9 protein-coding genes are annotated in these 14046 nt (G+C 54.7%); 5 read left to right on the top strand and 4 right to left on the bottom strand.

What is annotated here, in order from left to right; translation table 11 throughout:
• Positions 1 to 239: 239 nt before the first annotated feature.
• Positions 240 to 2054: an acyl-CoA dehydrogenase C-terminal domain-containing protein gene (locus tag ABNH10_RS01745; protein WP_349384479.1), complete on the top strand. Its 1815-nt coding sequence runs from the start codon at positions 240 to 242 to the stop codon at positions 2052 to 2054.
• A 200-nt stretch (positions 2055 to 2254) separates the two neighbouring features.
• Positions 2255 to 3556 (top strand): hypothetical protein, encoded by a 1302-nt coding sequence (locus ABNH10_RS01740; protein ID WP_349384478.1) that lies wholly within the window; start codon positions 2255 to 2257, stop codon positions 3554 to 3556.
• A 358-nt stretch (positions 3557 to 3914) separates the two neighbouring features.
• Here ABNH10_RS01740 and ABNH10_RS01735 read toward each other — a convergent pair whose 3' ends face one another.
• Positions 3915 to 5513, bottom strand: coding sequence for an isocitrate lyase (locus ABNH10_RS01735; protein ID WP_349384477.1), 1599 nt, complete (start codon positions 5511 to 5513; stop codon positions 3915 to 3917).
• Positions 5514 to 5930: 417 nt separating this feature from the next.
• Here ABNH10_RS01735 and ABNH10_RS01730 point away from each other — a divergent pair, with 417 nt between their 5' ends.
• From ABNH10_RS01730 to cspE, 3 genes are all read left to right on the top strand, one after another.
• On the top strand, positions 5931 to 7304 hold the full coding sequence (locus ABNH10_RS01730) for a WS/DGAT/MGAT family O-acyltransferase (protein ID WP_349384476.1): 1374 nt from the start codon (positions 5931 to 5933) through the stop codon (positions 7302 to 7304).
• A gap of 56 nt (positions 7305 to 7360) precedes the next feature.
• The gene (locus tag ABNH10_RS01725; protein WP_349384475.1) at positions 7361 to 8257 is read left to right on the top strand and encodes a D-hexose-6-phosphate mutarotase; all 897 of its coding nucleotides are present in this window, start codon (positions 7361 to 7363) and stop codon (positions 8255 to 8257) included.
• Between the two features lie 187 nt (positions 8258 to 8444).
• A complete protein-coding gene (gene cspE, locus ABNH10_RS01720; protein WP_011590014.1) occupies positions 8445 to 8648 on the top strand; it encodes a transcription antiterminator/RNA stability regulator CspE in 204 nt (67 codons plus the stop codon).
• A 199-nt stretch (positions 8649 to 8847) separates the two neighbouring features.
• On the opposite strand, the gene ABNH10_RS01715 is transcribed toward cspE, so the two are convergent.
• The 3 genes from ABNH10_RS01715 to ABNH10_RS01705 form a co-directional block, all read right to left on the bottom strand.
• Entirely contained in the window at positions 8848 to 9513 is a 666-nt protein-coding gene (locus tag ABNH10_RS01715; protein ID WP_349384474.1) for a M48 family metallopeptidase, read from the bottom strand.
• A gap of 154 nt (positions 9514 to 9667) precedes the next feature.
• Positions 9668 to 12760 (bottom strand): efflux RND transporter permease subunit, encoded by a 3093-nt coding sequence (locus tag ABNH10_RS01710; RefSeq protein ID WP_349384473.1) that lies wholly within the window; start codon positions 12758 to 12760, stop codon positions 9668 to 9670.
• The gene (locus tag ABNH10_RS01705; protein WP_349384472.1) at positions 12757 to 13905 is read right to left on the bottom strand and encodes an efflux RND transporter periplasmic adaptor subunit; all 1149 of its coding nucleotides are present in this window, start codon (positions 13903 to 13905) and stop codon (positions 12757 to 12759) included. Before ABNH10_RS01705 ends, ABNH10_RS01710 begins: the two co-directional genes overlap by 4 nt.
• Positions 13906 to 14046 lie beyond the last annotated feature (141 nt).

Genomic DNA, 14046 nt, shown 5'->3' with positions numbered 1-14046 from the left:
CTGTTATTGAGCCACTGTGCCAGCCTCCAAGCATACAGCGCTGGGAAGAAGTTCGGGCGGGAGACCCCTATAATTACATTGTCGCTTTTTCTCCAACATTGTGTTTACACCCATTCACCCTAACGCCAGCCGTGCCGCGCCTTGGCAGTCAATGCCTTCACACTTGAATTGCCCAACAATGCCTGCCCTGTTGCGCTGTCCGTTCCTGACAGTTAATCCGTTTTTTTAGGGTGATTGCTATGCCAACCTACAAGGCTCCCGTGCGCGATATGCGCTTTTTGATGAACGAAGTGTTCGATTTTGAGCGGCACTACAAGGCTCAGCCCAATGGTGAAGAAGCCACCCCCGATATGGTGGAAGCCATTATCGGTGAAATGGCCAAATTATGTGAAAACACCATTGCGCCCCTTTACCAGAGCGGTGACGAGGAAGGCTGTAAACTGGAAGACGGCGTGGTGACCACCCCGAAGGGTTTCAAAGAAGCCTACGACGAATTCATCGCTGGCGGCTGGCAAGGCCTGAGCCACCCGGTAGAAGTGGGCGGCCAAGGCCTGCCCATGTCTCTGGGCCTGATTAAACAGGAAATGATGGCCACGGCTAACTGGTCCTTTTCCATGTACCCGGGACTATCTCTGGGTGCCATGAACACTATCCAGATGCACGGTTCGGAAGAACAGAAACAGGATTACCTGGTACCACTCACCGAAGGCACCTGGGGCGGCACCATGTGCTTGACCGAACCTCAGTGCGGTACCGACCTGGGCCAGGTAAAAACCAAAGCCGACCCGCAGCAAGACGGTTCTTACAAAATCTCCGGTACCAAGATTTTCATTTCCTCCGGTGATCATGACCTGACCGAAAACATTATCCACATCGTGTTGGCCCGTCTGCCGGATGCACCGAAAGGCACTAAGGGAATTTCCCTGTTCATCGTACCCAAGTACTTGCCCGGCAAGATCGGTGAAGACAACGGCGTAAGCTGTGGTTCCCTGGAAAAGAAAATGGGCATCAAGGCATCGGCCACCTGCGTGATTAACTTTGATGAAGCCACCGGCTTTTTGATCGGCCCGGAACACGGCGGGCTGGAATGCATGTTCACTTTCATGAACAGCGCCCGTATCGGTACGGCAATGCAAGGTGTGGCCCATGCAGAACGGTCTTATCAAGGCGCACTACCTTACGCCAAAGAGCGCAAGTCCATGCGCGCACTGTCCGGCAAGAAAGAGCCCGATGCCGTCGCTGACAGCTTGATTCATCACGGCGACGTACGCCGCATGCTACTCAAGCAAAAGGCTATTGCCGAAGGCGGCCGCGCGATGATTTATTACGCTGCCCAGTACGCAGACAACATGATCGCTGGCATGCTCGAAGACGACATGGAAAAGTACGACCACTGGGATAGCGAGCTGGGTTTCCTGACGCCGATCCTGAAAGGCTTCCTCACCGAAAAAGGCCTGGAAGCGGCCAACGAAGGCATGCAAGTTTTCGGTGGCCACGGGTATATCAAAGAACACGGCATGGAACAGATCGCGCGCGACGCGCGGATCTCAACCCTGTACGAAGGCACCACCGGTATCCAGGCGCTGGACTTGCTTGGCCGCAAGGTACTGCTGTCTTCCCGTGGCAAGTGTGTGCGTGAATTCTCCAAGAAACTGGTGGATTTCGGCACCAAGAACCTACGTGATCCCAAGCTGCGTCCGTTCGCATGGAAGCTGCTGAAAATTGCTGCCGAGTGGAACTACCTGACCACCCGCATCATGCTGGTAGCGGCAAAAGATCGCGATATGGTGGCCACTGCCAGCTACGACTTCTTGATGTACAGCGGTTACGCCATGATGGCTTACTTCTGGGCGCTGCAAGCCGGCGTTGCCAGTGACAAGCTGGAAAATGGCGGCGAAGAGCCGGCGGAATTCTACAAAGCCAAACTGGCTACCGCAGAATTCTATTTCGACCGCATGCTGCCCAGCGCCAAGGGCCATGCCGAAGCGGCTCTCAAGCCCACCAAAAGCACCATGCAGTTGAGCGCTGAGGACTTCTCGTTCGATTACGAATAACACCGTGCGTTCAATAACAAGGCGGCCACTTGGCCGCCTTGTTATTTTTTATCTATCCACACCCCAACCAGGCCTGGTTGTCCAAGCCCCCTCCTTTTATACATCCCTCATATAGGGTATCCACTCAGTAGCTGCCAACTGCTACATTAGCAACGGTTTTATCGGGGGTTTTACGTTATAAATAATGATCGGGGAAGGTCATGACCATCTTGAAACCATTGCGGGCCGCTGTTGTGGCTAGCCTTCTGGTAGGCTGCGCAGCCCCTCATCAACAGCACGCTCAAATCAACGCTGCTCAGAGCGCCTTGTATGCCGAGGTTGTTGATCCTGTAGACCACTGGCCCACACAAACACAATGGGATATCAGCCTCCTTGAGTCGGATTACTTCACTCACTACCAGCAGGATTACGCCAACGGTGAAGTGTATGCCGATTTCCCCAGTCTGACTGAATGCGCCTTGCCGCAGGAACGGGCTTTAGAGATTGCCGCCCTCAGCCCCGAGATGATTAATCCACCCAGTAAAAGCGCTACGATTGAAAGCCTGTCCACTGTTGGCTATGAACAGATTAGTGTTCGCTCAACTCCGACCGGATGCCAGGCGTTAAGCGCCGTTGTGATGCACACCATCCCGAACATGGTGGTGGAACTGAAACAACTGCCCGATGCCTTTCGGCACCCGGTTTATATTCATGCGGTTTACACCAACCACATCAAGAATCGAGTCAATATCAATGGCTCATGGAAAAAAAGCGACCTGGGCAAGTCTCGCATTACCGTAAAGCGCTACCGTCGCGATAGCGGGCTAAACGATTTCCCCGTTATTGAAACCACTTGGCAAAAAACCGATCGGCTCAAGAAAGGCGATATCGATACCTCCCGGTTTATCGATAAACCCATGTATGTCGCTTACTATGTTGCCTCAGCTCCCCAAGCCCCGTACCAAGGCATTACTCTGATACGGCAGACTGTTGCCAATAAAACCGGCAATAGCATCAAAATGCGCTGGCAAGAAGATGAGCACTCCATGAACCGCACCTGGACGCATAACGGTACCGTTCTTACCCAGAGAGATGGCGTCCAGCATGGTGTTTTTATTGTTTCCAGCCATACCGGTGAACAAAGTGTGTACTGTAAAGACATGGGCCAGTCGGTGGATTATTTCAGAATTGAAAATATCTACGATTGCGTTAGCGCCACCGAAAGCAGCTTCGGCGAAGAAGGGGTGTATATGGATCCCTTGTTGAAAATTCGCAATAGTTTTCCCACTCCAGCCCCCACCATAGCCAAGCCCACAGCACCGAGCCAACCGGCAAGTACTTTTCCTGCAGCAACCACGCCTGCCAGTGCGGTTTCCTCTACTACTTCGGAGTGCGCTAAAGCCTATGCCGCCAAAGAAGCCTGTGGCCGTATTCCAGGTGACCCCTTTGGCATCGCAACCAAGTTATGCATCAGTACTACCAAGAAAAAATTCGGCGGACTCAACTGTCCGATATCGCTTTAAACCTCCCTGCCCTTTTATTTGACCAACGGCCAACTGGTCGTTGGTCAATCCTCTGCGATAATCCCCTCGGCGTATTCGGTCCCGGCCACCGATTATCTCATATAGGTGATGCGACCACCGCGTGCCGAACCGTACTCTAGTTAGAATGCAGCATTGTTCCATACAGCCCCGCGGTACATCATCAAACACCTCCTTCTCTGTTGTGTGTTAGCACAACTGTTTCTGTTTTCGCCCACCCTGGCTGAATGGGGCCACTCCCCCCGTTTTACTGTGTTGGAAGGCGTCTTTTTTCAACACAAAAAAAGCGGCCTCCTTACGGAGGCCGCCTCTTAAAGACTTACCTTGAATCTATCGAGACTTAGTTGTTCTCGAACTGACCCATGGTGTTGTCTTTACCGCCGGCTTTCAGTGCTGCTTCGCCGGAGAAGTACTCTTTGTGGTCATCACCGATGTTAGAACCGGCCATGTCCTGGTGCTTCACGGTAGCAATGCCCTGACGGATTTCTTTACGCTGAACGCCTGCAACGTAGGCCAACATGCCTTCTTCACCGAAGTAACCTTTAGCCAGGTTGTCGGTGGACAGAGCGACAGTGTGGTAAGTCGGCAGAGTGATCAGGTGGTGGAAAATACCTGCTTCACGGGCCGCGTCACGCTGGAAGTTCTGGGTCCACTGGTCAGCCAGCTGAGCCAGCTCGGTGTCGTCGTAATCCGCGCTCATCAGCCTGGCACGATCGTAAGCGGATACGTCTTTACCTTCTTTCTCCCAAGCATCAAATACCTGCTGACGGAAGCTCAAGGTCCAGTTGAAGGACGGGCTGTTGTTGTAAACCAGCTTGGCATCCGGCACCACTTCGCGGATACGGTTAACCATTTCTGCGATCTGGCCAACGTGAGGCTTCTCGGTTTCAATCCACAGCAGGTCAGCGCCGTTCTGCAGGCTGGTGATACAGTCCAGAACAACACGGTCGATACCAGAACCGGCTTTAAACTGGAACAGGCCAGAAGCCAGACGCTTCGGCTTGAGCAGCTTGCCGTTGGACTTGATCACAACGTCGCCGTTGTTGATGTCGGCAGCGGATTCGATCACGTCACCGTCCAAGAAGGCGTTGTACTGGTCACCCAAGTCGCCCGGCTCGTTGGTTACTGCGATTTGCTTGGTCAGGCCAGCACCCAGGGAGTCGGTACGGGCAACGATTACACCGTCGTCAATACCCAGCTCCAGGAACGCGTAACGGACAGCGTTGATCTTGGCCAGGAAGTCGGCGTGAGGCACGGTTACTTTACCGTCTTGGTGGCCACACTGCTTCTCGTCAGACACCTGGTTCTCGATCTGGATACAGCAAGCACCGGCTTCGATCAGTTGCTTGGCCATCAGGTAGGTGGCTTCCGGGTTACCGAAACCAGCATCGATGTCGGCAATGATCGGAACAACGTGAGTTTCAAAGTTGTCGATCTGACCGATGATTTCTTTCTGCTTGGCTTCGTCGCCAGCTTCTTTGGCATCGTCCAGCGCACGGAACAGGTGGTTCAGTTCCCAAGCGTCAGCCTGCTTCAAGAAGGTGTACAGTTCACGGATCAGGTCAGCGACGACAGTCTTCTCGTGCATGGATTGGTCAGGCAGCGGACCAAACTCAGAACGCAGTGCAGCAACCATCCAGCCAGACAGGTACAGGTAGCGACCTTTAGTGCTACCGAAGTGCTTTTTGATGGAGATCATTTTCTGCTGACCAACAAAACCGTGCCAGCAACCCAGGGACTGGGTGTACTTGGAAGTGTCAGCGTCATAGGCCGCCATGTCTTCACGCATGATCTTGGCGTTGTACTTGGCGATGTCCAGATGCGTGTTGAAACGGTTTTGCAGACGCATGCGAACCGCAGATTCCGGGTTAATGTCTTTCCAGGTGCTTTGCGCACCAACCACGGAGCCGAGTGCTTCGATGTCTTTGGTGTATGACATGGTGAACCTCTGAATATGAAATTAGTTTATCGACGCCGGAGAGGGAAAACCCTGCTCATGTCATTCCATGCCGGTCTACCGATGCCGCGCATTCTAGTGCCCCAGAACACATAAACATAATCAATATGATCTATATTCGGTATTCACGGTATGAATGCCGCAATAACGTCGCGTTTATGGCGCCGGTGGCTGGTGGATAAAATAAGAATTAAGTATTAGTTTGCACCCGCCATTGCCATCGCTCACTGAGACAGATCCTTGATTTAGCGCAACGCCCACGTTTGGGGGCCTACATACAGTGACCCACCCTCCTCTTTGCGACTATGATCTACTTTTCACAGCTGGCATGGAGAGTGCATAACCTGTTAAAAGTAGACAGCGTGTGTCTAGGGAGCAAATTATTACCAAGGAGAATATATGAAAGCGCTTAGTCCAGCGGATCAACTGTTCCTGTGGCTGGAAAAACGACAACAACCCATGCACGTGGGCGGCTTGCAGCTGTTTTCCTTCCCGGAAGGTGCCGGCCCGAAGTATGTGAGTGAGCTGGCCCAGCAAATGCGGGATTACAGCCACCCGGTGGCGCCGTTCAACCAGCGCCTGACCCGTCGGCTCGGCCAATATTACTGGACTGAAGACAAACAGTTCGATATCGACCACCACTTGCGCCACGAAGCGCTCCCCAAACCCGGTCGCATCCGCGAACTGCTTTCTCTGGTCTCCGCCGAACATTCCAACCTGCTGGACCGGGAACGCCCCATGTGGGAAGCCCATTTGATCGAAGGGATCCGCGGTCGCCAGTTCGCTCTCTATTACAAGATCCACCATTCGGTGATGGATGGCATATCCGCCATGCGCATCGCCTCCAAGACGCTTTCCACTGACCCCGGCGAACGTGAAATGGCCCCGGCTTGGGCGTTCAACACCAAAAAACGCTCTCGCTCACTGCCCAGCAACCCGGTTGACATGGCCTCCAGCATGGCGCGCCTAACCGCGAGCATAAGTAAACAAGCTGCTACAGTGCCCGGTCTCGCGCGGGAGATTTACAAAGTCACTCAAAAAGCCAAAAAAGATGAAAACTATGTGTCTATTTTTCAGGCGCCCGACACGATTCTGAATAATACCATCACCGGTTCACGCCGCTTTGCCGCCCAGAGCTTTCCATTACCACGCCTGAAAACCATCGCCAAGGCCTATAACTGCACCATTAACACCGTGGTGCTCTCCATGTGTGGGCACGCTCTGCGCGAATACTTGATCAGCCAACATGCGCTGCCCGATGAGCCGCTGATTGCCATGGTGCCCATGAGCCTGCGGCAGGACGACAGCACTGGCGGCAACCAGATCGGCATGATCTTGGCCAACCTGGGCACCCACATCTGTGATCCAGCTAATCGCCTGCGCGTCATCCACGATTCCGTCGAGGAAGCCAAATCCCGCTTCTCGCAGATGAGCCCGGAAGAAATTCTCAATTTCACCGCCCTCACCATGGCCCCCACCGGCTTGAACCTATTGACCGGCCTGGCGCCAAAATGGCGGGCCTTCAACGTGGTAATTTCCAACATACCCGGGCCGAAAGAGCCGCTGTACTGGAATGGTGCACAGCTACAAGGGGTGTACCCGGTGTCCATCGCCTTGGATCGCATCGCCCTAAATATCACCCTCACCAGTTATGTCGACCAGCTGGAATTCGGGCTGATCGCCTGCCGCCGTACTCTGCCTTCCATGCAGCGGCTGCTGGATTATCTGGAACAGTCCATCCGCGAACTGGAAATCGGTGCAGGAATTAAATAGTCACACCAGACTGTTGATTCCTGACTGGTCCGACGTTTGGCATCCGGCGAGCAATCATGGCAACTGAACTAAACCGCATCAGGCGAGGCGGTCTCAACTGCTGGCAGTTACACCATCGCGGCCAGACGCTGGTAATCGCCGAACAAGGTGCCCAAGTGCTCGAATACGGGCGCGATGGCGAGCCACCTATTCTGTGGCTCAGTGAACAGGCGGCCTACGAAGTTGGCCAAGGCGTGCGCGGCGGCGTGCCGATCTGCTGGCCTTGGTTCGGCGCACTGGAGCGCAACCCTGACAGTGTTCAGCGGCAATATCAGCTCCACGAGCCGCCCGCCCACGGCCTGGTTCGCCAGCAACCCTGGCGGCTCGACGAAGAGCACATCGACAAAGAACAAGTGCAACTGATTTTCCAACTGGCAGAGCATGGCGACCACCAGCATTTTTCCCCGGTCACGCCCACACTCACTGTCACCCTCAGCAACACCCTAACGTTAAGCCTGAGCAACCATAATCACGGCAACCGTTCGGTGACTCTCAGCCAAGCCCTGCACACCTATCTGGCCGTGGCCGACAGCCGGCAGATTACCGTGCACGGGCTCGCCCATACTCCCTACGTGGATGCACTGGACGACTGGCAGACACGCCAAGACGATCAGCCACTACAATTGCACCAGGAAACCGACCGACTTTACCTGCAACTGCCTTCGCAGCTACACGTGGAAGATCCCCTCTGGCAACGACAAATTCAGCTGACTTGTCGAGGCAGCCACTCCGCCGTTATCTGGAATCCGTGGATCAAAAAAAGTCGGTTGCTCAGTCAATTTGCCCCCGACGCATGGCAGCGAATGCTGTGCATCGAAACCGCTCGAGTATTGGATGATGTGCTCACTTTGGCTCCAGGGGAGTCCCACGAAATGGCCGTTGAGATTAGAGACAATGGTTCATTCCAGCCTTAAAAACAGGCAAAAAAAAGGGGTGGTGCAATCAAAAAAAGGGGAGTAGAGTCAGAAGTGGCTGCGAATTATGGCCGTGGATTGTTTTGGTAGTTGTCTTCCCTGCGTGAAGCTGAAGTTGTCTCCGAACACCGCTCAACATGGTTTGCAAGCAACACCCTAAGTAATAGTTTTTGAGGTATATATTCACATGGCTACAGGTACTGTGAAGTGGTTTAACGAGTCCAAGGGTTTTGGCTTCATTTCCCAGGACGATGGTGGTGCGGACGTGTTCGTTCATTTCAGTGCAATTACCGGCTCAGGCTTCAAAACCCTGGCTGAGGGTCAGAAGGTTTCCTTCGAGATCCAGCAGGGCCCAAAAGGTCCACAGGCTGCTAACGTTGTTGCTGAATAAGCAACCACGTTAGTAGAAAAAACCCGCTTCGGCGGGTTTTTTTATGTCTGGTGAAACGTTGAAAGTGCAACGTTTAAAAACGCGCAACAAGTGCTCGCGTGTTGAAAGACCATGCCCACGTACTCTGATTCATCACCGGCACAACATGGCCAACCCTCCCACGCTTGAATCTTTACACTCTGCACGATTAACTCAGCGCTCAGGGCTGATAACATGGTTGGTCTAGGAGATTTTTTCGCTGACGCCAGTCGGGCATACGGGCGTCCATCAGGGCGTGAAAACCGGGGCCGTGGTTCATGTGTATGAGATGGCAAAGTTCATGCATGACCACATAATCCAGCGCCTTGGGAGGATAGTGCAGCAGCGCCAAGTTAAGATTGATGTAGCCGCGGGCAGACAGAGACCCCCAACGGGTACGCATGCTTTTCACCCGTAATACCGGGCGTGAGAATCCTTCAGCAGCAAACCAGTCGAACTGGCGCTCAATACTGTCTTCGAAAGCCGCTCGCGCCTGTTTGCGTAACCAGTTTTGCACCGCCATTTTCACGATACTTTCCTGATCCGAATCGCCCACTCGTACGGTGAGATAGCCGCCACTGACGAAAACCCGTGTAGCGCCTTCGCTCACATCCAGGCTGAGGGTTTTCCCCCGCAGGACAAACGCAGCACCGTCGTGCCAACGCTGCCGGGGCCGTTGTGCTTGCCGTTCTTGCTGCGCGGCAATCCATTGACTACGGCTTGCCACAAAAGCCTGCACCATCCGTAAAGGTGCCTGTTGCGGCGCGCGCACTTGAACACGCCCATCTTCCAGAACACGAAGTTCCAGGCTGCGGCGCTTGCTGCGGATCAGTTCGTAATCAGTCATTACAAAGGCAAGCTAAAAAGTTAACCGTTGAAAGAAAAATGCGACGCGCACAGAGGTTTTTCTGGCTCGCTGTGGCTGCGAAATCGTTGTGGCCACACGCAGGTAATAATGTTCTCGGCTGGCAAAATATCATCCGCGTTTGAACTTTGCACTTTCAACGGCTTTTGCGCATTTCCTTGTCCAGTTGTTGGCTGACCGCATCCGCCGGTGTGGCATAGGGTGCCAGCCATTGATACAACACCGGGATAATGAACAAGGTCAGCACGGTGGCAAACAATAACCCCCCGAGTATCACTACGCCGATGGTAAAACGACTTTCCGCACCAGCGCCGGTGGCCAGCACCAACGGCACAGCACCGAAGATAGTGGAGACCCCTGTCATCAATACTGGCCGAAAACGCACGATAGCACCTTCGTAGATAGCGTCTTTAACGCTGCGCCCCTGATCACGAAGCTGGTTGGCGAATTCCACAATCAGGATGCCATTTTTTGCCATCAGCCCGAGTAACATGATCATGCCAATCTGACTGTAAATATTCAGGCTGTCACCGGTAATACTGATCGCAATCACCGCACCTGCTAACGCCAGTGGCACCGTGAGCATGATAATTAACGGATGAATCCAACTTTCAAACTGGGCGGCCAGCACTAAAAACACGATCACCAACGCCAATGCAAAAGTCACCAAAATCGCTGACGCCGATTCCTTCAGTTCCTCGGCCATGCCCTTGTAGCCAATACGCGCTTGCAGCGGTAACCGCTCCTTCGCTTTCGCTTCCACATAGCGCATGGCGGTGGCGAGGTCATAGCCATCGGCCAGATTGGCAGACAAAGTGATAGCCGGTAACCGGTCCACCCTGCGCAGCTCTGGTGCATCACCAGTGGTCGTCAGATTTACCACACTGGAGAATGGTACCAACCCACCATTGTCACTGCGCAGATAGATCGGCAGCACGTCCTCGGGAACTTCACTGGCGCTCTTTTCTGCTTCCAGTAGCACATCGTATTCCCTCCCCCGGTCCACATAGGTGGATACGGTGAGGGTGGCAAACATGGCCTGCAGGGTAGTGCCCACATCGGTGGCTGTGATTCCCAAATCTGCCGCCCGTTCACGATTCAAATTCACATCCAGCTGCGGCTGGGTCTGCTCAAAATCAGTATCGATGCTGGTCAAGTTGGGGTTTTCGCGCAGGGCCGCCATCAGAGTCTCGCTCCAGGCCAGCACCTGCTCATAGTCCGGCCCGGCCACCACCACTTCCAAAGCCTGGTCGAAGGCACTTTGCCCCAACCCCGGCGGATTGACCGCAAAGGCGCGCAAGCCGGTGACTTGGGACAGTTGGCCGCGTAACTCGCTAACAATTTCCTGCTGAGTGCGTTCACGCTCTTGCCAATCTTTTAGCCGCACAATGGTAAACGCCCGCTCCGGCACACCACGAAAACCGATAATTGCCAGCACCCGCTCTGCCTCCCCCTTTTCCACCAGAGGGATCAGAATTTTTTCCAGTGCCCGAGTATGGTGCGCACCGTATTCCACGGTGGAGCCCTGCGGTGAGGTAGCAGGAATAATAAACACGCCGCGATCTTCCGTAGGCGCCAGCGCTTGGGGGAGCTGCCGAAATAATAACGCTGCCACCAAACACAGCAGCACACACCCTAGCGCCAACGGCCAAGGGCTTTTCAACGTTCGTTTCAGAGCATTGGCGTAGGCTTGGTTTAACCGGGTGAGCCCGCGTTGAAGAACGTTGCTCTGGCCCTGCCTTTCTTTACGGCTGTGGCGGTGCAGCCAGCGTGAACACAACATCGGAGCCAAGCTCAGCGCTACGATGCTGGAAATAATCACCGCCGAGGCCAGTGTAAAACCAAACTCACTAAACAGCCGGCCCACATCGCCTCCCATAAAGGAAATGGGCACAAACACCGCTACGAGTGTCAGCGTCGTGGCCACCACGGCAAACGCCACCTGACGGGCGCCGAGATAGGCTGCCACTAGCCGTGATTCACCTTCGTCGATACGACGCTGAATGTTTTCCAGCATCACAATGGCATCGTCCACCACCAGGCCAATGGCCAGTATCAGCGCCAGCAAAGTCAGTACGTTGATGGAAAAATCCATCACCCCGAACCCGATAAAGGCACCGATCACAGACACTGGAATAGTCACCGCCGGAATCAAGGTAGCCCGCAGGTTACCCAGGAAGGCAAAAATCACCGCTATCACCAGTACCACGGAAATGCCCAGGGTAATCAGCACTTCACGAATAGAGGCCCGAATAAACAGGGACTCATCAGAATTGATGTCTAGCTGGATATCCGCCGGCAGGTTGTCGCGCACGGCCACAATTTCTTCGCGCACCCGGTCTGATACTGCCACCGTGTTGGCTTTGGATTGACGCACCACCCCCAGCCCAATAGCCGTTTGGCCATTAGCACGGAGCACCGAATCATCGTTTTCCACGCCCAGCGCTACCCGCGCCACATCACCTAAGCGCAACAAATAATCCCCCTGGCGACTAATCACCAGGTTTTCAAAAGCCTGCACCGTGGCCAGACGATTATCCGCGCGTATGGTAAAACCCCGGGATTCCGATTCCAGCTTACCCGCCGGCAGCTCCACATTATTGGTGCGCAGAGCCTGCTCGATATCGGTGACGGTAACCTGATTGGCCGCCATACTCTGGCGATCCAGCCACACCCGCATGGCATAACGGCGCTCACCGCCGATAATCACTTCCGACACGCCATCGAGCACCGCAAAGCGGTCCACCAATGATCGTTCGGCAAAGTCCGTGAGTTCCTGGGGAGCCAGGCTACTGCTGGTCAACGTAACCCAAATAATGGGCCGAGCATCTGCATCGGCCTTGGCGATAACCGGGGATTCTGCTTCTTCAGGTAAACGGTTAAGCACCCGAGACACCGCATCACGCACGTCATTGGCGGCGATATCCACATCCCGCTCAAGGGTAAATTCTACCGTGGTACGGGCGGAACCCAGCCGACTACGCGACTCGATCTTGCGCACCCCTTCCACTCCGGAAATCGCGCCTTCAATAACCTGAATAATCTGAGTATCGATGACTTCCGGCGCGGCACCAGCGTAATCCACACTGACCGACACTTCCGGCGGATCGATATCCGGATATTCCCGGATTGGCAATTTCAGCAAGGCGCTAACGCCAAACACCACGATCAGCAGGCTGATAACGGTGGCAAAGACCGGTCGTTTAATGGAAACATCCGACAGGATCATGCCGCCGCCTCAGTGACAGCCGGATCATTCGGTTGCGGCTCCCCAAAGGGAGCATCGTCTGCTGGCTCCGAGTTCAACAACACCCGCTGGCCGGGCAGCAATGCCTCTGGATCATCAATCACTTTTACCGGCTGACTGCTGCCGAGCCGGGAGTGGCCATTGACGACTACGTCCGGTTTATCCGTCAGGCCACTGGTGACTTCCACCCAGCCATCACGACGCCCGCCCAAGGTAACCGGATGACGCCGCGCCCGGTTATCCTTGCTCACGGTGAACACATAGCTCTGCGCGCCCTGGGTGATAACTGCCTGCTCCGGCACCAGCAAGGCATCGCGTTGCGCTAATTGCACAGACACTCGCAAAAACTGCCCAGGCAATAACTGGCCCTGAGGATTATTCAACCGCGCACGCACAGTGAGGCTACGGCTACTACTGCTCACTCGCGAATCCAGGTGGGTAATGGTGCCTTCAAAGGTCTGATTTTCAAACGCTGAATTGCGGATCTGCACCGGCAAACCAACGGCCAACTTGGCCAAGTAGCGTTCTGGTATCTGGAAATCCACTTCCAAATGCCCCAAGTTATCCAGCGTCGTGATGGGGTTACCGGTCTGCAGATAAGCGCCGGGGTCCACCTGTCGAAGACCCAACACGCCGGCAAATGGCGCGCGGATGGTATGGTCGCTGAAATTGGCGCGGGCGACATCCCGGCTGGCTTGAGCGGCTTCCAAGGTAGTGCGGAACGTATCTACCTCGGACTGGGAAATGGCGCGCCGATCCACCAATTGCTGGCCACGACGGTAGTCGTCCTTGGCGCGCTGGTACTCCGCTTCAGCGCGAGCGAGTTCAGCGCGGGCGTTGCGGTCATCCAAGGTCACCAGCAACTGCCCTCGCTTGACCTGCTGACCCTGCTGGAAGTGGATTTCCGCTACCCGCCCCGGTACTTCTGCCAACAGCACAACGGCCTGAGCAGCACGAGCGGTGCCCACGGCTTCTACCCGGTCATAGAGAGGACACTCGATGCTCGGCGCTAAGTTCACCACCGTCGGCGGGCGCGAGCCCATGGGGGCCTGTTCCGTGGGCCAAAACCACCACACAGCCCCCCCCACCAGTACTAACAGCACCAGCCCCGCGATAATCCGCGCCATGCCACTCTCCATTATTTTGATTCGAACCGAGACTGATTGAAGCACATCAGTGTAACGCGAAATTATGCAAGCAATGTGTATTCACACGGGGCAAAGAGAGCGCGATTTTCAAGATGTACCCGGGGGAAGCTAAATATGACT

Origin of the sequence: Alcanivorax sp. (assembly GCF_040119285.1) — a bacterium.
In the GTDB taxonomy this organism is placed as follows: domain Bacteria; phylum Pseudomonadota; class Gammaproteobacteria; order Pseudomonadales; family Alcanivoracaceae; genus Alcanivorax.
This window is presented reverse-complemented; position numbering and strand designations above follow the sequence as displayed.